The following is an 18,025-nucleotide window of genomic DNA, read 5'->3' on the forward strand; positions in this document are numbered from 1 at the left end:
TAAAAAAGCGTAGCAGATATTATAAATATTCCACTTTTAGTATTTCGAACTCTACATCACCACCCGGCGTGCGGATAACAACAACATCCTCCTGCTCTTTGCCCACAAGGCCACGAGCAATCGGTGAGTTCACTGAAATAAGATTCTGTTTAAAATCAGCTTCATCATCACCAACAATGCGATAAGTCTGCTCTTCGTCGTTATCCAGATTCAAAACTGTAACGCTCGCGCCAAAAATGACACGGCCATTGTTTGGCATTTTGGTGATATCGATAATCTGAGCGTTGGACAGCTTCGCTTCGATATCCTGGATACGGCCTTCACAAAAACCCTGTTGCTCACGCGCGGCATGGTACTCAGCGTTTTCTTTCAGATCGCCATGTTCGCGAGCATCAGCAATCGCGGCAATAATTTGTGGACGGCGCACAGACTTCAGGAAATCCAGCTCTTCACGTAATCTTTCTGCGCCACGTAGGGTCATCGGAATAGGTTGCATTGTTATACCTCTTCAAAACTTTCCTGTTCAGAATTACCAAACGGTATTCCTGAATCCAGAGCCTGGTTTGCTTTAAATAAGCCAAACCCCTGGCACTAAGCAAAATAAAACTGACCCGGAGCAAAGCACCAGGCCAGTAACGGTTTCCAAATTGACCTGTATTTTACCCTGGAGTTCACTAAGGGTCATCGTTTACTTTGCACTGCGTTGCACCGTAGTATGACGATACGTTTCCAGGTTGTTACCGCGAGATTATGCGATTTTTTAGATTTGTCATTGGATTGACCAGTGCTGTGGTGTTTACCGTCCAGGCCGCCAACGTTGAAGACTATACTTCCCAGCTACCCGCTGGCGCGAACCTGGCTTTGATGGTGCAAAAAGTTGGTGCGCCGGCCCCATTGATTGACTATCACAGTCAACAGATGGCGCTGCCCGCAAGCACCCAAAAAGTCATCACGGCTCTGGCAGCATTATTACAATTGGGCCCAGATTTCAGGTTTAACACCACGCTTGAAAGTAATGCGCAAGTCAATAACGGTGTATTGCAAGGTGACCTTATTGCCCGATTTGGTGGCGATCCTACGCTAAAACGTCAGGATATTCGCAATATGGTCGCAGTCCTGAAAAAATCAGGCGTACAGCAAATTCAGGGTAATGTACTGATCGACACATCCATATTCGCCAGTCATGACAAAGCGCCTGGCTGGCCGTGGAATGACATGACTCAGTGTTTTAGCGCCCCGCCCGCTGCTGCAATCGTCGACCGAAACTGTTTTTCTGTTTCGCTCTATAGTGCCCCAAAAGCTGATGATTTAGCCTTCATCCGCATCGCTTCCTACTATCCTGTGGTTATGTTCAGCCAGGTGAGAACTCTCGCCAAAGGCTCACCAGATGCACAATATTGTGAACTGGATGTAGTGCCAGGCGACTTGAATCGTTTTACGCTTACCGGCTGCATGACACAACGTGCAGACCCCCTCCCACTCGCTTTCGCGATACAAGATGGAGCCAGTTACGCGGGAGCGATTTTGAAGGCCGAGCTGAAAGAGGCTGGGATCGGTTATAGCGGAACCTTATTGCGTCAGACGCAATCCAATACCCCTGGAACGATAATTGCCAGCAAGCAATCTGCACCACTGCACGATTTGCTAAAGGTAATGCTGAAGAAATCAGACAACATGATCGCCGATACTGTTTTTCGCACCATCGGCCATAACCGTTTTGGCGTACCAGGGACATGGCGTTCAGGTGCTGATGCAGTACGACAAATTCTGCGCCAAAAAGCGGGTGTCGATTTAGGTAATAGTATCGTCGTAGATGGTTCTGGGTTGTCTCGACATAATCTGATTTCACCCGCCACCATGATGCAGGTGCTGCAATACATCGCCCAGAATGACACTGAGCTTAACTTTATCTCAATGTTACCGTTGGCCGGTTATGACGGCTCACTGCAGTATCGTGCAGGCCTACATCAGGCAGGTGTTGACGGCAAAGTTTCGGCTAAGACAGGCTCACTGCAAGGTGTATATAACCTTGCCGGATTTATCACCACTGCCAGCGGCCAGCGCATGGCCTTTGTGCAATATTTGTCAGGCTATGCTGTTGAGCCTGCCGATCAACGTAACCGTCGTATCCCATTAGTGCGCTTTGAAAGTCGCCTCTATAAGGATATCTACCAGAATAATTGAGTTATGAAACTGCTGATTGTTGAAGACGATTTACTGTTACGGGAAGGCCTGGTGCTGGCATTAAACAACGAGGGTTATGCTCTCGATTGTGCAACGACTGCCGCCGAAGCGGATGCACTGATAGAAAGTGGTGAATATGGCATGATCATCCTCGATCTTGGCCTACCAGACAAAGATGGTGCCACTCTTTTGAGGCAATGGCGACGCCGTAGTATCAGTACACCAGTGTTGATATTAACAGCACGTGACGCTCTTGAAGATCGAGTTAACGGTCTGGACTCTGGTGCCGATGATTATCTGGTCAAACCCTTTGCTCTAGCTGAATTACAAGCTCGTACGCGGGCATTGATTCGCCGCTATCAGGGACATAGCGATAACCTTCTTCAGCATGATGATCTGACACTCAACCTGCAAACTCAGCAAGTGCTGCTACAAGACCTGGCTGTTGAAATCACACCCAAAGAGTTCGCGTTACTCACACGCTTAATGATGCGAATCGGGCAGACGGTGCACCGTGAAACATTACAGCAAGATATCTACAGTTGGCAGGATGACCCTGGCTCAAATACGCTAGAAGTGCATATCCACAATCTTCGACGCAAGCTAGGCAAAGACAGAATAAAAACTGTGCGTGGTGTTGGCTATCGACTGGAGAGCCGAACATGAATAGCATGCGCCAGCGATTGATGATTCTTCTCGCTCTTATTCTTTTGTTTTTCCAGCTAATTAGTGTCATTTGGTTATGGCATGAAAGTCGTGAGCAAATCAGTTTCCTGGTCAGTGAAACGCTGTCTGCCAAGGCACGAAATCAGCATGTAGAGAAAGAGATCCGCGAAGCTATTGCTTCATTGCTTGTTCCTTCCCTGGTAATGATTGGTTTCACATTGTTCTTTTCTTTCTGGGCGATCACCTGGATTACCCGTCCATTGAATCGCCTGCGCACCAGTCTTGCTAATCGTTCCGCTGATAATCTTACCCCTCTGCCAATGTATTCAGACATGGAAGAGATGGTTGCCGTCACCAATTCACTGAATCAATTGCTGGCAAGGCTTGCTCATACCATTCAGCAAGAACGCTTATTTACTGCAGATGCCGCACACGAGCTTCGTACGCCGCTTGCTGGCATCCGACTGCACCTTGAGTTGATGGCAAACTCAGGCGTTCAGAAAGCCCCTATGCTGTTGGAGCGAATAGATCAGCTGATGCATACCATAGAGCAGTTGCTAATGCTCTCGCGTGCGGGGCAGGCTCTGGCGAGTGGGCATTACGATACGCTGAACTGGCAACGCGACATTATTTCGCCGCTCAAGATGGAAATGGAAGAAATGGTCGCCTTACGCGAGCAAACCATCGTCTGGGCAAAAGAAAGTGAAAATATGGTGCAAGGGGATGCGGTATTGCTGCGCCTGATGCTACGTAACCTGCTGGAAAATGCATCCCGTTACAGCCCGACGAAAAGTATTATAACGGTTTCGTTAGATGCTCAGGGGGCTGGCGCGACACTGATGATTGCTGATCAGGGACCTGGCATTAATGAACAGCACCGCAAGACGATTACCGACCCGTTCCGTCGTATGGATGAACGTTATGGTGGCAGTGGTCTTGGGCTGAATATTGTCCAGCGTATTGTACAGTTACACCATGGAAGGTTAGATTTGGAAAACGGCCCAGAAGGAGTTGGTCTGCTAGCAAGTTGCTGGATACCTTCGCAAAGCCAATAAAAAAGGCCGGAAAAATTCCGGCCCTTCATTAGATAACGTCTTATTTTTGGTAGATGATTTCGACACCTTCGTCGTCATCTTCATCCCAGTCGTCATCCCAGTCATCATCTTCTTCTGCTTCTACTGCATCGAGTTGCTGTTGATGATAATCATCCCACATAAACTCGACTTTCTCAGGAGCAACAGGCTGAAGCTCAGTGATTTTCGGGTTAGCAATGATGAAGTCCATTACATCCCAGCACAGTGCATTAACGCCTTCGCGGTTAACTGCAGAGATCAGGTAGTACTTCTCTTCCCAGCCCATTGCGGTCGCAATTTCTTTTGCACGCGCTTCGGCGTCTTCTTTGCTCATCAAATCGCATTTGTTGAAGACCAACCAGCGTGGCTTCTCAGCAAGTTTCTCGCTGTATTTTTCCAACTCACCAATGATGACTCGGCCATTTTCAACCGGATCTGATTCGTCAATTGGTGCGATATCGATGAGGTGCAATAACACGCGGCAACGCTCAAGGTGTTTCAGGAAGCGGATGCCGAGGCCTGCGCCATCAGCTGCACCTTCGATAAGCCCTGGAATATCGGCAACCACAAAGCTCTTCTCGTTATCCATACGGACAACACCAAGGCTTGGGATAAGCGTAGTAAACGGATAATCCGCCACTTTTGGTTTTGCCGCAGAGACAGAACGAATAAAGGTAGATTTACCCGCATTTGGCAAACCAAGCATACCCACGTCTGCCAACAGCAGCAGCTCAAGTTGGATATCACGCTTCTCACCTGGGGTACCCATGGTTTTCTGGCGTGGTGTACGGTTTACAGACGACTTGAAGCGGGTGTTACCCAAACCGTGCCAGCCACCTTTAGCAACCATCAGCTTTTGACCATGCTGGGTCATGTCACCCATAGTCTCGCCAGTGCCCTGATCGATAACACGCGTCCCTACAGGCACTTTAACGGTAATGTCTTTACCACGTTTACCGGTACAGTCACGGCTCTGGCCATTTTGACCACGTTCAGCGCGGAAAGATTTCTCAAAGCGATAGTCGATAAGGGTGTTGAGGTTTTCGTCAGCCTCAAGCCACACATCACCACCATCACCGCCATCACCACCGTCCGGGCCGCCTCTGGGAATATATTTTTCACGACGGAAGCTAACGCAGCCGTTACCGCCATCACCTGCTACGACCAGGATCGTTGCTTCATCAACAAACTTCATTTCACTTCTCCGTAAATCATTCGCCCGAACGTTGTACTGGAAGAACAGCTTCGGTTTTGCGCCAGCGTCCCCAAAGACGGTGACCAATGGCTGAATACATCGCACCTGCAACCACGATAAACGCGCCGCAATAACCCACAAGGTTAAGTAACGGCATGGCGAAGAAATCGGGCCAGGCTAACGCTAATAAATCTGAAAATAGCAAAGTAAACAGCGGAGTTAGCGTAATAATGGCGCTAACCTGTGCCGCCTGCCACCGTGCCATGGCTTCTGCCAGTGCCCCATACCCAACCAGTGTATTCAGGCCACAGAAAACTAAACACGCCAGTTGCCAATTACTGAGTTGGAAGATTTTATCCAACTGAGCCAATGGAAAAAGCGCAAGAGTACATAAAGTGTACAGTAAAAAGAGGATCTGTTGCGAGGCCAGGCGGCGTAATAATACCTTCTGCGCCACACCATAGGTGACCCACACTGTCGCCGCCAGAACACCGAAAATCACCCCAAGGGTGTAATCTGTCAGGCGGGTAAAAATTTCTATCAGGCTGGTATTAAAAAACATCACCAACCCGCAAAGAAGCATTGTGGCCCCGATGACCTGCGTACCGCGCATTTTTTCTTTCAGCACAACAACGCTTGCCACCATCATTCCCACCGGGGAAAGCTGGCCAATAACTTGAGATGCCGTCGGGCTTAAATATTGTAGTGATGAACTAAACAGCAAAAAGTTACCGAACAAGCCACCCGTTGCAATCGCGAGTAGGCCCAACCAACGTGGCTTTCTGAACAACGCCAACGGAGGCAATTTTCCGCGTATCGCGAGAATACTACCCAAACCCAGACTTGCCATCAGGAAGCGATAAAAAACAACCGTTGGCGGTTCCATTACCGTCAGCACCTGTTTCATCGCTATTGGCAATGCACCCCAGCAAATTGCTGTTGTAAGCGCCAGGAGAATGCCAATCCCTGCCTGCTGTTTCATGATCTAATCCTGCAACCCGAAATCTGAAGAAAATACTTCATTGATTTACCGGTCGCAGAATGTAAAAAGCCCCGCAACGTGTTGCGGGGCTTCTATCCGTTACCGGGACGCGAAAAACTTATTCAGCAACGATGCTGATGAACTTACGGTTTTTCGGACCTTTAACTTCGAACTTAACTTTACCGTCAGTCAAAGCGAACAGAGTATGATCTTTGCCGCAACCTACGTTGGTGCCAGCGTGGAATTTGGTACCACGTTGACGAACGATAATGCTGCCTGCCAGAACTGCTTCTCCGCCGAAACGTTTTACGCCCAGACGTTTAGCTTCGGAATCGCGACCGTTACGAGTAGAGCCGCCAGCCTTTTTATGTGCCATTTAATATGCTCCCCTGTATTAAGCGCTGATGCCGGTGATTTTCACATCAGTGAACCACTGACGATGACCCTGCTGCTTACGGTAGTGTTTACGACGACGAAACTTAACAATCTTAATTTTCTCGCCACGACCATGAGCAACAATTTCAGCTTTAACTACGCCGCCATCGACGAAAGGAACGCCGATTTTGATTTCTTCACCATTAGCGATCATCAGAACTTCTGCGAACTCAACTGCTTCGCCAGTTGCGATGTCCAGCTTTTCCAGGCGAATGGTTTGACCTTCGCTTACTCGGTGTTGTTTACCACCACTTTGGAAAACCGCGTACATATAAAACTCCGCTTTCCGCACGCACCCTACGTATGTTTCAGGTGGCGCTATAAATATTCACAATAGGGCGCGAATATTACGCAAAACGAGAGCCTTTGACAAGCCCTGTCATTAAACAGAGTAGAAAAAAAACGCAACATCACACCAGCCGTTTATCTGCCTCGTTTTTTCAGTACAATCTGTACTACATTATTACTCCTCTACCCTCACGTGATTCCATAAAGACATGTGGTAAACAGGACTTTAAGCCAGACTTTTGCGATGAATTTAGAAAAAATTAACGAGTTAACCGCGCAAGATATGGCGGGAGTCAATGCGGTCATCCTTGAACAGTTGAATTCAGATGTCCAATTGATCAATCAGTTAGGGTATTACATCGTCAGTGGCGGTGGTAAACGTATCCGCCCAATGATTGCTGTTCTTGCTGCTCGCACGCTTGGTTATCAGGGAAGCGCGCATATCAATATTGCGGCTCTCATTGAATTTATCCACACCGCGACACTACTTCATGATGATGTCGTTGATGAGTCAGATATGCGTCGCGGGAAGGCAACGGCTAACGCCGCATTTGGCAATGCCGCTAGTGTATTAGTTGGTGATTTTATTTATACCCGCGCCTTCCAGATGATGACTCAACTAGGCTCGCTCAAGGTTCTGGAAGTGATGTCCGAAGCGGTGAATGTCATAGCCGAGGGTGAAGTTCTGCAATTGATGAATTGTAATGACCCTGATATTACTGAAGAAAGCTATATGCGGGTGATTTACAGCAAAACAGCGCGTTTGTTCGAAGCTGCAGCTCAGTGCTCAGGTATTTTAGCTGATGCAACTGCGGAACAAGAACTCGCACTTCAGGATTATGGCCGCTATCTCGGCACTGCTTTCCAGCTTATCGACGATCTTCTGGACTATAGTGCCGATGGGCAAACACTTGGTAAAAATGTGGGTGATGACCTGAACGAAGGCAAGCCGACTCTCCCTTTACTGCACGCAATGCGTAACGGTAACGCTGAGCAAGCAAAGATGATTCGTGAGGCTATTGAGCAAGGCAACGGGCGTCATTTACTGCAGCCAGTGTTAGATGCTATGGCGGCCTGTGGCTCGCTGGAATGGACTCAACTACGAGCAGAACAAGAAGCTGACAAAGCTATTTCAGCTCTGAATGTTCTGCCTGAAAGCGAGTACAAAGAAGCTTTAATTGCTCTGGCTCGCATGGCTGTTCAACGCGATCGTTAATCTCTAGTTAGTGCGCCGTTTAAAGGCGCACTAAGTTTCCAATAAATTCATTCAAGCCCTCAAAACCACTCCCCGCAGGATCCTGTATTCATTGGTTTCATTCACTTTGTGTGTGTTAACACAAATTTGAATTTTTACGCCATTTATTGGAGTCTTTTGGGTGAATGCTGTGCTATAACCGCAATTGAGTAAACCGGTAAATAGAAGTGGTTACAGGGAGAAACATGGAAAGTAACAATACTGACTGGCACCCGGCAGATATCATTGCAGGGCTACGCAAACGCGGAACATCACTTGCGGCTGAATCACGGAAAGCAGGTCTAAGCTCTTCTACTTTGGCTAATACGTTGACACGACCCTGGCCAAAAGGTGAATTAATCATCGCGCAGGCACTGGAAACTTCACCTTGGGTGATTTGGCCTTCACGCTACTACGATCCGGAAACTCATCAGTTCATTGACCGAATGAGTTTGATGCGGAAAAGATAAAAAAACCGGGCAAGCCCGGTTTTTCTTTTTAACAACGAATTTTATTCGCCGCTATTACCTTTCACACGTTCAATCTTCGCACCTAACGCCTGAAGTTTATCTTCAATGCGCTCGTAGCCACGATCGATGTGGTAAATCCGATCAACCACGGTGGTCCCTTCTGCGATACAACCCGCCAGAACGAGGCTTGCTGACGCGCGCAGGTCGGTTGCCATTACTTGTGCACCAGATAGCTTCTCAACGCCGTGGCAAATCACTGTATTGCTCTCAATCTCTGCATGTGCGCCCATACGGATAAGTTCCGGGACGTGCATGAAGCGATTTTCAAAAATGGTTTCAGTGATAACACCAGTACCTTCCGCCACGAGGTTCAACAAAGTGAACTGAGCCTGCATGTCTGTAGGGAAGCCTGGGTGCGGCGCAGTACGGATTGTCACGCCTTTTGGACGCTTACCGTGCATATCGAGGCTAACCCAATCTTCGCCAACTTCAATATCAGCACCCGCTTCGCGCAGCTTCGCCAGCACCGCATCAAGCGTGTCTGGTTGAGCATTACGGCAAACAATTTTCCCACCAGAAATCGCAGCTGCTACCAGGAAAGTACCGGTTTCGATACGATCTGGCACCACACGATAAACACCGCCACCCAAGCGTTCAACGCCCTGGATAGTAATGCGATCGGTGCCTGCACCTGTAATTTTCGCACCCAGCGTGTTGAGGAAGTTCGCTGTATCAACGATCTCCGGCTCACGGGCAGCGTTTTCAATGATAGTTGTACCTTCAGCAAGAGTTGCAGCACTCATAATGGTAACAGTGGCACCTACGCTCACTTTATCCATCACAATATGCGCACCCTTCAGACGGCCCTGAACAGAAGCTTTAACGTAGCCTTCTTCCAGTTTAATTTCCGCACCCAGTTGCTCAAGGCCGGTAATATGCAAATCAACCGGACGTGCACCAATTGCACAGCCGCCAGGTAAAGAAACCTGGCCCTGGCCAAAGCGTGCGACCAGCGGCCCAAGCGCCCAGATAGAAGCACGCATGGTCTTAACCAGATCATAAGGCGCACAGAAGATATTTACTTCACTGGCATCGATCCACACCGAACCGTTACGTTCAACTTTGGTACCCAACTGGCTTAACAGCTTCATTGTGGTATCAATGTCTTTCAGTTTTGGAACGTTTTGAATCTCAACTGGCTCTTCGGCCAACAGTGCTGCGAAGAGGATCGGCAGCGCGGCGTTCTTCGCCCCGGAGATCGTCACTTCACCACTCAGTCGGGTTGGCCCCTGAACTCGAAATTTATCCATTGCAACTGCTCTCTATTAAATTCAAATCGTTACAACCCGCCGTGGCGAATTGCTCAAAAACCATTAAGTTTACGATCGCGATCCCACTCTTGCGGAGTATAGGTCTTGATGGAAACCGCATGGATACGGTTATCAGCAATCAGCTCCATCAATGGCGCATAAACTGTTTGTTGCTTCTTCACGCGACTTAACTCGGCGAATAACTCACCCACCGCAATCACCTGAAAATGGCTACCATCGCCTGAGACGTGGACTTCCTGGAGGGGCAGTGCATTCATCAGCACTGTCTGAATTTCATGATTTTCCATGGGATATAATTCGTCGGTTAAGGAAACAAGCCACACATCTTAGAGGAAAGTGGCGCAGGCTTAAATAAGCAAAAAGCCCCTGATCCAATTAGATCAGGGGCAATGATAGTAACGCTATGAAAACACTAGCCTGCAAAAGCAGGAAGGATGTCTTCTGGCAGGTTATAAAGTTTAGTCAGCGTCTGTAAGTTCTCGCTGGCGCCCTGGAGTTCTATCTCAACATTTTGGCACCGGGCAAAATCCACAAGATGAATCAAAAGCGCTAAACCTGAAGTATCTACACGCGATAAACCAGAAAGATTTAACACTTTGATACCAGCCATGATTTGCTCACGCTGACGCCATACTGGCCCTACCGTATCGCTATCTAACTCACCCGCCAGGTGTAACGTTACGGCTTCACGCTGCCAGTTAAGTTCATCAGCCATTACTTTTTATTTTCCAGGGTAATTGGCAGTTTAGAGATTGATTGCAGCTGAGACGTCAAACCATCAATCCCTTTGGTACGCAGGATATCGCTCCACTCGTTTTGCTTAGTGGTAATCATGCTGACACCTTCAGCAATCATGTCGTAAGCCTGCCAGTTACCAGTTTGTGTGTTTTTGCGCCACTGGAAATCAAGACGCACAGGTGGACGGCCGTTTGGATCAACAATCGTTACACGAATCGCCACAATGGTCGCATCACCCAGAGGCTGCTCAGGTGCGATTTGGTAGGATTGCCCGTTATACATCGCAAGCGCCTGGCCGTAGGCCTGTTTCAGATACGCCTCGAACGCTTTGAAGTAGGCATCACGCTGTGCAGGGGTGGCATCTTTATAGTAGCGGCCCAGTACCAGTGCACCCGCGTATTTCACCTGCACATATGGTAGAAGTTCTTGCCCAACAACTTCACGCAAATAGTCCGGATTCTGACGAATTTTAGGCTGCTCGTTTTTCAGTCGGTCAAATGTTTTTTGCGCCGCTTCGCCCATCAGTTTGTATGGGTTGCTTTGATCCGTAGCATTCGCCAGTGGCGCAATAACCAACATGGCAATCATAATAAGTCTTTTAAACATAAAACTTTTCCTCTTAGATTAGTGCGTCGTGCCAGGCTGTGGCGCTGCACTATTATTCTCTGAATCCTGCGATGAGGAATCCTCTGATTTCTGATTATCGTCATTACCGCTCTTATACAAGAATTGGCCAATCAGATCTTCCAACACCAGGGCTGATTTAGTGTCCTGAATCGTGCCGCCCTCTTTAAGGATAGATGAACCTAGTTCAGGGTCATCAAAACCAAGGTTCAGTGCGAGGTATTGCTCACCGAGTAAACCTGAAGTGCGGATAGCTAACGAACTGGTATCAGGAATATGGTTATAGCGTTCTTCGATATCCAGAGTGACTCGCGGTAAGTACGTTTTTGGATCAAGTGTAATGTCATCAACCCGTCCAATCACTACGCCGCCAAGGCGTAATGGAGAACCGGTTTTCAGGCTACCGATGTTGTCAAAGGTGGCGTAAACCCGATACGTTGGCTCACTGCGCAGCGAAGTGACATTAGCCACTTTCAGACACAAGAAGACGATGGCTGCCAATGCAATAATTAAAAATGCCCCAACCCCAGTTTCAAATTTCTTAGTTTGCATGAACTTAATTCCCAAACATCAGTGCAGTGAGCACAAAATCCAGCCCTAAAACGGCCAATGAAGCGTGCACAACGGTTCGTGTTGTTGCCCGGCTAATCCCTGCGGACGTAGGAATAGCATCGTAGCCATTGAATAACGCAATCCAGGTAACGGTTATCGCAAACACTACGCTCTTGATAACACAGTAAATCAGATCGGTACGCCAGTTGACGGCATCTTGCATGGCAGACCAGAAGAACCCAGAGTCGATTCCCTTCCAGTTCACACCAACCAGCGCCCCTCCCCATACCCCTACTGCGACAAAGATAAGCGTCAGTAACGGCAAGGAAATTACACCAGCCCAGAAACGAGGAGAAACGACACGGCGCAAAGGATCAACCGCCATCATCTCCATACTGGAAAGTTGTTCTGTTGCCTTCATCAGGCCAATTTCGGCGGTCAAAGCCGAACCTGCGCGACCAGCAAACAACAGCGCTGCCACCACAGGCCCAAGCTCACGCAATAGCGACAAGGCAACCAGCATCCCCAGGCTTGATTCCGCACTATAAGTCGTCAGAACTAAGTAGCCCTGCAAGCCAAGAACCATGCCGATAAACAGACCAGAAACGATAATAATCAGCAGCGACAATACGCCGACGTTATACAGCTGGCGAATCAGCAATGGCGCATGTTTGCGGAATTCCGGTTTCCCCACCAGCGCATTAAAAAGCATTATCCCGGCCCGGCCGAATGACGCGCAGGTTTTCAGTCCCCGCTGCCCGAACGATGCCAGTGCATTAAAGAGCATGAGTAACTTAACTCCCTGTTTTTGATAATAAGTCATTCCGATAATCCGTTGCCGGATAGCGGAACGGTACTGGTCCATCGGCAATACCATCAAGGAACTGACGAACCCGAGGGTCACAATTTTCGCGCAAGGCGGTTGGAGTCCCTTCAGCGACAATATGCTGATCTGCTGCAATATAGGCGTAATCTGCGATGCTCAGCACTTCAGGTACATCGTGCGAAACCACAATACAGGTAACACCCAATGCGCTGTTTAATTCTGAAATCAGTTTAACCAGCACACCCATTGTAATAGGGTCCTGACCAACGAATGGCTCATCAAACATTATAAGGTCAGGTTCGAGTGCGATGGCACGCGCAAGTGCAGCTCGTCGAGCCATACCGCCAGAGAGTTCGTTTGGCATCAGTTTAGCGGCTCCACGTAATCCCACCGCCTCAAGCTTCATCATAACGGTGCTATGCAGCAACTCCTCCGGCAAGCGGCGATGTTCGCGAAGCGGATATGCCACATTTTCGAAGACATTGAGATCGGTAAATAACGCGCCGGATTGAAACAGCATGCTCATACGTTTACGCACGTTATATAGTCGTGAGCGCGACATAGCCGGCACGTTTTCACCGTCGAATAGGATTTCGCCATTGTCAGGCTGAATTTGACCACCAATCAGCCGCAACAATGTCGTTTTACCAATTCCTGAAGGCCCCATGATGGCCGTAATTTTGCCACGAGGCACGTTCAGAGAAATATTGTCAAAGATGCGCCGACTGCCGCGAGTAAAACTAACATCGCGAATTTCGACCAGATTCGTCTGCGTCTGGCTCATCATCTTTCCTTTTATCAAGTTCACGGACGAAGCATTGGATAGCAACTCAATTCCAACCCAACATTTTCACAGAATGTTATCAGCCCTGATTAGCGAAAACTGGCATTTGTTTTACTTTTCTGCCACATAAAGTCAGAATTAAGAATTCACCATGGCCTACAGATCTGTATGCTCTGCCGGTACTTTCACAGCACGAGACCGGCGATTATACCTGAATAAAGGATTTTGCATGCTGTTAGCTACAGCTCTGTTAATTATCGGTTTGCTTTTGGTCGTCTATGGCGCGGATCGTCTGGTGTTCGCCGCCTCGATACTTTGCCGTAGTTTCGGCGTTCCGCCACTCCTTATCGGTTTAACCGTTGTAAGCATCGGGACATCATTACCTGAACTGCTCGTCGCAAGCTCTGCCGCTCTAAATGGCCAATTGAATTTAGCGGTGGGAACAGCATTAGGTTCGAATATCACCAATATCTTACTGATTCTCGGCTTAGCGGCACTTTTGCATCCATTTACCGTGAATTCCGATATTCTACGGCGTGAATTGCCCCTAATGTTAGTCGTCAGCGGCGTGATCGGATGGCTTCTTTTTGATAACCAGCTTAGCCGTATTGATGGCGTAGTACTGATTGCTGTCGCAGTAGCTTATCTGCTGTTTACGATTAAAATAGCTCGCCTTGCCGGAAATGAAGGGGCTGACAACCTGACCCGCGAACAGCTGGCAGAACTTCCTCGTGAAGGGAGCCGTCCCGTCGCATTTTTATGGCTCGCCGTGGCTTTAATTATTATGCCGATGGCCACTCGCATGGTTATCGATAACGCCAGCGTACTCGCGCATTACTTTGGCGTAAGCGAGTTAGTGATTGGCCTGACGATTATTGCTGTAGGCACGAGCCTGCCTGAACTTGCAACGACCATCGCAGGTGCACGTAAAGGTGAAGACGATATTGCGATTGGCAATATCATCGGCTCGAACATATTCAATATTGTTTTGGTATTGGGTATTCCTGCCTTGATTGCACCGGGTGAAATTGACCCGCATGCCTTTGCTCGTGACTATTGGGTCATGTTGGTAGTCAGTGCCATTTTTGCAGTACTTTGCTGGCGTAAATCACGCTCTATCGGCAAGGCAGCAGGTGCTCTGTTAACATGTAGTTTCTTCGTATGGATTGTGATGCTGTGGTTTATTGCATCACCTGTCGTAGGGTAAAGCGGAACGGAAATTATGTCACAGATAGAATTACAACCGGGTTTTGACTTTCAGCAAGCAGGTAAAGAAGTACTGAAGATCGAACGTGAAGGCCTGGATCAACTTGAGCAATACATCAATACAGACTTCTCTGCGGCCTGTGAAAAAATGTTTTATTGCCAGGGCAAAGTAGTTGTCATGGGTATGGGCAAATCGGGTCACATCGGTAAAAAGATGGCGGCAACTTTTGCAAGTACCGGTACACCTTCGTTTTTCGTTCACCCAGGTGAAGCAAGCCATGGTGACCTCGGCATGGTTAGCACGCAAGATATTGTTATCGCTATTTCAAACTCTGGCGAGTCAAACGAAATTCTGGCGCTGATTCCGGTTCTCAAACGATTGCAGGTGCCACTGATTTGCATCTCCAGTCGCCCGGAAAGTTCAATGGGCAAAGCGGCCGATGTCCATCTTTGTGTCAAGGTTCCCCAAGAAGCTTGCCCCCTAGGACTGGCTCCAACATCCAGCACCACGGCAACACTTGTGATGGGTGATGCGCTTGCTGTTGCTCTACTGAAAGCTCGTGGCTTTACTGCAGAAGATTTTGCACTTTCTCACCCAGGCGGTGCATTGGGACGTAAACTGTTATTACGTGTCAGCGATATTATGCACACTGGCAATGAGATCCCCCATGTCAGTAAAGATGCTTCATTGCGCGATGCATTACTGGAAATAACGCGCAAAAATATGGGTATGACCGTAATCTGTGACTCCCTGATGAAAATTGAAGGGATCTTCACTGATGGTGATTTACGTCGAGTCTTTGATATGGGCGTTGATCTCCACTCCCTGAATATCGCAGATGTCATGACTGTCGGCGGAATTCGTGTTCGCCCAACGCTATTGGCGGTTGATGCACTGAACTTGATGCAGTCCCGCCATATAACCTCAGTACTGGTTGCAGATGGCGAGCAACTACTGGGTGTGGTACATATGCATGACATGCTACGCGCAGGCGTGGTTTAACAAAGGATTAGCCTTAATGAGTAACCATGAAGCGTCTCTTGCCACTTGTTATGGGCCGGTAAGCACGCGCGTGATGGAGCGGGCAGCAAACGTGCGCCTGCTTATTTTAGACGTTGACGGTGTAATGTCTGATGGCCTGATTTATATGGGTAATAGCGGCGAAGAGCTGAAAGCATTCAACGTGCGTGATGGCTATGGAATTCGCTGTGCACTAACCTCTGATATCGAAGTGGCGATTATTACTGGCCGGAAAGCAAAACTTCTTGAGGACAGGTGCGAAACGCTTGGCATTACCCATCTTTATCAAGGTCAATCTGACAAGCTGCTGGCTTTTCAGGATCTATTAGATAAGCTCGCCATTCCAGCTGAGCAAGTGGCTTATGTCGGGGATGATTTAATCGACTGGCCTGTAATGGCTAAAGTAGGTTTGAGTGTCGCAGTAGCGGACGCTCATCCTTTACTTATTCCTCGTGCAGACTACGTTACACGTATTGCTGGCGGACGAGGAGCAGTACGCGAAGTCTGCGATCTCCTTTTACTGGCCCAAGGAAAGCTTGATGAGGCCAAAGGGCTATCTATATGAGTAAGACCAGACGTTGGGTTATCATCCTGCTTTCATTGCTGGCACTGGTATTGATTGGTGTAAATCTGGTCGATAAAGACACTGTTGCACCACAAACAGTGAACAGTAACGAGCCAACCTATAAAAGTGAACATTCTACGACCCTCGCCTACAGTCCTGAAGGGGCTTTAAATTACCGGCTGGTCGCAGAACACGTTGAATACTTTTCCGACACTGCTGTTTCATGGTTCACCAATCCGGTGATGACACAGTATGACGAAAACAAAGTAGCAACCTGGTCATTACGGGCAGATCGCGCCAAACTGACTAACGATCGGATGCTGTATTTGTACGGAAATGTGGTGCTGACAGCCCTGACACCAGATTCACAGCTACGCAAAATTACCACGGACAATGCGCAGGTTAATTTAGTCACTCAGGATGTTGCGTCTGATGACCAGGTAACCTTGTACGGAACCAGCTTTAACTCTACCGGCCTCAAAATGCGTGGAAACTTACGCAGCAAAAATGCCGAGCTGATTGAAAAGGTTAGAACATCCTATGAAATCCAGAATAAACAAACTCAGCCGTAATTTAGTACTGACTAGTACGCTTTTAGCCGCCAGTTTTTCGGCATTTGCGCTGACCGGTGATACCGATCAGCCGATTCACATTGAATCTGACCAACAGTCGCTGGATATGCAAGGCAACGTCGTCACCTTCACCGGCAATGTGATCGTGACGCAAGGCAGTATCAAAATTAACGCTGATAAAGTGGTTGTGACCCGTCCGGGCGGTGAGCAAGGTAAAGAAATCATTGATGGCTACGGTAATCCAGCCACGTTCTATCAGATGCAAGATAGTGGTAAACCCGTTAGTGGCCACTCAGCGACCATGCACTATGAGTTGCAGAACGATTTTGTCGTACTGACTGGCAATGCCTATCTTGAGCAGGTCGACAGCAATATTAAAGGCGACAAAATTACCTATTTGGTTAAAGAGCAGAAAATGCAGGCCTTTAGCGAAAAAGGGAAACGTGTCACCACAGTTCTGGTCCCTTCTCAATTGCAGAAAAAAGACGGCCAGGCTCCGGCGCCAGCCCCGAAAAAGAGTAACTAATTCGTTATGGCTACTTTAATTGCAAAACATCTCGCCAAAGCCTACAAAGGCCGCCGCGTTGTTGAAGACGTCAGCCTGACCGTTAAATCAGGTGAAATTGTCGGTTTACTTGGCCCTAACGGTGCAGGCAAAACCACGACTTTTTACATGGTTGTTGGCATTGTGCCGCGTGATGCAGGGAACATCATTATTGATGATGAAGACATTAGTCTTCTGCCGCTTCATGCTCGTGCCCGTCGCGGGATTGGGTATTTACCGCAAGAAGCGTCAATTTTCCGTCGCTTAAGCGTGTTCGATAACTTGATGGCTGTCCTGCAAATTCGTGATGACCTCAGCGCTGAGCAGCGTGAAGACCGTGCGAATGAGTTGATGGAAGAGTTTCACATTGAGCATCTGCGCAATAACCTCGGGCAGTCTCTGTCTGGTGGTGAGCGCCGTCGTGTTGAAATTGCCCGCGCTCTGGCTGCAAACCCGAAATTTATTCTTTTGGACGAACCTTTTGCAGGTGTTGACCCAATCTCCGTCATCGACATCAAGCGGATTATCGAGCACTTGCGCGATAGCGGGCTTGGTGTGCTGATTACTGACCATAACGTACGCGAAACGTTGGCCGTGTGTGAACGAGCCTACATCGTAAGCCAGGGCCAGTTAATTGCCCATGGCACGCCTGCGGAAATCCTGGAAGATGAGCATGTTAAGCGCGTCTATCTGGGCGAAGAGTTCAGACTCTGATAGGGTAGGAAGTATAATTAT

The 18,025-nt window shown here is 48.4% G+C and carries 23 protein-coding genes; 11 read left to right on the forward strand and 12 right to left on the reverse strand.

The features are described 5' to 3' along the window. Positions 1-19: 19 nt before the first annotated feature. Positions 20-496, reverse strand: coding sequence for a transcription elongation factor GreA (gene greA / locus M977_RS08625; RefSeq protein WP_034459707.1), 477 nt, complete (start codon positions 494-496; stop codon positions 20-22). A gap of 254 nt (positions 497-750) precedes the next feature. On the opposite strand from greA, the gene dacB reads away from it, so the two are divergent. From dacB to pmrB, 3 genes are read left to right on the forward strand one after another with little or no spacing between them, the layout of a single operon-like run. Next, positions 751-2,184, forward strand: a complete 1,434-nt coding sequence (gene dacB, locus M977_RS08630; RefSeq protein WP_064514068.1) for a serine-type D-Ala-D-Ala carboxypeptidase — start codon at positions 751-753, stop codon at positions 2,182-2,184. A 3-nt stretch (positions 2,185-2,187) separates the two neighbouring features. Continuing rightward, complete coding sequence (gene pmrA / locus M977_RS08635) at positions 2,188-2,850, forward strand: two-component system response regulator PmrA (RefSeq protein WP_064514070.1); 663 nt, start codon at positions 2,188-2,190, stop codon at positions 2,848-2,850. Beyond that, on the forward strand, positions 2,847-3,905 hold the full coding sequence (pmrB, locus tag M977_RS08640) for a two-component system sensor histidine kinase PmrB (protein ID WP_064514071.1): 1,059 nt from the start codon (positions 2,847-2,849) through the stop codon (positions 3,903-3,905). The genes pmrA and pmrB overlap by 4 nt, the downstream gene beginning before the upstream one ends. 40 nt (positions 3,906-3,945) lie before the next feature. On the opposite strand, the gene cgtA is transcribed toward pmrB, so the two are convergent. The 4 genes from cgtA to rplU form a co-directional block, all read right to left on the reverse strand. Continuing rightward, on the reverse strand, positions 3,946-5,118 hold the full coding sequence (gene cgtA / locus M977_RS08645) for an Obg family GTPase CgtA (protein ID WP_064514074.1): 1,173 nt from the start codon (positions 5,116-5,118) through the stop codon (positions 3,946-3,948). A 16-nt stretch (positions 5,119-5,134) separates the two neighbouring features. Continuing rightward, positions 5,135-6,100 carry a DMT family transporter gene (locus tag M977_RS08650; protein WP_064514076.1) on the reverse strand — a complete coding sequence of 322 codons (966 nt, stop codon included), beginning with the start codon at positions 6,098-6,100 and terminating at the stop codon, positions 5,135-5,137. Positions 6,101-6,218: 118 nt separating this feature from the next. After that, positions 6,219-6,476, reverse strand: coding sequence for a 50S ribosomal protein L27 (gene rpmA, locus M977_RS08655; protein WP_024549632.1), 258 nt, complete (start codon positions 6,474-6,476; stop codon positions 6,219-6,221). Positions 6,477-6,494: 18 nt separating this feature from the next. Continuing rightward, a complete protein-coding gene (gene rplU, locus M977_RS08660) occupies positions 6,495-6,806 on the reverse strand; it encodes a 50S ribosomal protein L21 (protein ID WP_034498836.1) in 312 nt (103 codons plus the stop codon). A 261-nt stretch (positions 6,807-7,067) separates the two neighbouring features. Between rplU and ispB the strand changes: the two genes are divergently transcribed. Both ispB and sfsB read left to right on the forward strand, forming a co-directional pair. Next, positions 7,068-8,039 carry an octaprenyl diphosphate synthase gene (ispB, locus tag M977_RS08665; RefSeq protein WP_064514078.1) on the forward strand — a complete coding sequence of 324 codons (972 nt, stop codon included), beginning with the start codon at positions 7,068-7,070 and terminating at the stop codon, positions 8,037-8,039. A gap of 224 nt (positions 8,040-8,263) precedes the next feature. Beyond that, the gene (gene sfsB / locus M977_RS08670) at positions 8,264-8,527 is read left to right on the forward strand and encodes a DNA-binding transcriptional regulator SfsB (RefSeq protein WP_064514080.1); all 264 of its coding nucleotides are present in this window, start codon (positions 8,264-8,266) and stop codon (positions 8,525-8,527) included. A gap of 41 nt (positions 8,528-8,568) precedes the next feature. On the opposite strand, the gene murA is transcribed toward sfsB, so the two are convergent. The 7 genes from murA to mlaF form a co-directional block, all read right to left on the reverse strand. Continuing rightward, positions 8,569-9,837 (reverse strand): UDP-N-acetylglucosamine 1-carboxyvinyltransferase, encoded by a 1,269-nt coding sequence (gene murA / locus M977_RS08675; protein ID WP_064514082.1) that lies wholly within the window; start codon positions 9,835-9,837, stop codon positions 8,569-8,571. Positions 9,838-9,890: 53 nt separating this feature from the next. Then, positions 9,891-10,145, reverse strand: a complete 255-nt coding sequence (ibaG, locus tag M977_RS08680; protein WP_034459734.1) for a BolA family iron metabolism protein IbaG — start codon at positions 10,143-10,145, stop codon at positions 9,891-9,893. A gap of 125 nt (positions 10,146-10,270) precedes the next feature. Further along, complete coding sequence (mlaB, locus tag M977_RS08685) at positions 10,271-10,573, reverse strand: lipid asymmetry maintenance protein MlaB (protein WP_064514084.1); 303 nt, start codon at positions 10,571-10,573, stop codon at positions 10,271-10,273. Beyond that, a complete protein-coding gene (gene mlaC / locus M977_RS08690) occupies positions 10,573-11,202 on the reverse strand; it encodes a phospholipid-binding protein MlaC (RefSeq protein ID WP_064514086.1) in 630 nt (209 codons plus the stop codon). Before mlaC ends, mlaB begins: the two co-directional genes overlap by 1 nt. A gap of 18 nt (positions 11,203-11,220) precedes the next feature. Further along, entirely contained in the window at positions 11,221-11,772 is a 552-nt protein-coding gene (gene mlaD, locus M977_RS08695) for an outer membrane lipid asymmetry maintenance protein MlaD (protein WP_064514088.1), read from the reverse strand. Positions 11,773-11,776: 4 nt separating this feature from the next. Further along, a complete protein-coding gene (gene mlaE / locus M977_RS08700) occupies positions 11,777-12,559 on the reverse strand; it encodes a lipid asymmetry maintenance ABC transporter permease subunit MlaE (protein ID WP_064514217.1) in 783 nt (260 codons plus the stop codon). Between the two features lie 7 nt (positions 12,560-12,566). Then, positions 12,567-13,382, reverse strand: a complete 816-nt coding sequence (mlaF, locus tag M977_RS08705; RefSeq protein WP_064514090.1) for a phospholipid ABC transporter ATP-binding protein MlaF — start codon at positions 13,380-13,382, stop codon at positions 12,567-12,569. Between the two features lie 229 nt (positions 13,383-13,611). On the opposite strand from mlaF, the gene M977_RS08710 reads away from it, so the two are divergent. Genes M977_RS08710 through lptB form a run of 6 tightly spaced genes read left to right on the forward strand, consistent with a single transcriptional unit; the run spans position 13,612 to position 18,004 of the window. Continuing rightward, positions 13,612-14,589, forward strand: a complete 978-nt coding sequence (locus M977_RS08710) for a calcium/sodium antiporter (RefSeq protein WP_064514092.1) — start codon at positions 13,612-13,614, stop codon at positions 14,587-14,589. Between the two features lie 15 nt (positions 14,590-14,604). Next, the gene (gene kdsD, locus M977_RS08715) at positions 14,605-15,591 is read left to right on the forward strand and encodes an arabinose-5-phosphate isomerase KdsD (RefSeq protein WP_064514093.1); all 987 of its coding nucleotides are present in this window, start codon (positions 14,605-14,607) and stop codon (positions 15,589-15,591) included. Between the two features lie 16 nt (positions 15,592-15,607). After that, positions 15,608-16,174 (forward strand): 3-deoxy-manno-octulosonate-8-phosphatase KdsC, encoded by a 567-nt coding sequence (gene kdsC / locus M977_RS08720; protein WP_064514096.1) that lies wholly within the window; start codon positions 15,608-15,610, stop codon positions 16,172-16,174. After that, a complete protein-coding gene (gene lptC, locus M977_RS08725) occupies positions 16,171-16,746 on the forward strand; it encodes an LPS export ABC transporter periplasmic protein LptC (protein WP_064514098.1) in 576 nt (191 codons plus the stop codon). The genes kdsC and lptC overlap by 4 nt, the downstream gene beginning before the upstream one ends. After that, positions 16,715-17,272 carry a lipopolysaccharide ABC transporter substrate-binding protein LptA gene (gene lptA / locus M977_RS08730; RefSeq protein WP_064514100.1) on the forward strand — a complete coding sequence of 186 codons (558 nt, stop codon included), beginning with the start codon at positions 16,715-16,717 and terminating at the stop codon, positions 17,270-17,272. The genes lptC and lptA overlap by 32 nt, the downstream gene beginning before the upstream one ends. Before the next feature lie 6 nt (positions 17,273-17,278). Then, on the forward strand, positions 17,279-18,004 hold the full coding sequence (lptB, locus tag M977_RS08735) for an LPS export ABC transporter ATP-binding protein (RefSeq protein ID WP_034459758.1): 726 nt from the start codon (positions 17,279-17,281) through the stop codon (positions 18,002-18,004). The last annotated feature ends 21 nt before the right edge of the window (positions 18,005-18,025 follow it).

This window comes from Buttiauxella gaviniae ATCC 51604 (assembly GCF_001654835.1).
GTDB lineage: Bacteria > Pseudomonadota > Gammaproteobacteria > Enterobacterales > Enterobacteriaceae > Buttiauxella > Buttiauxella gaviniae.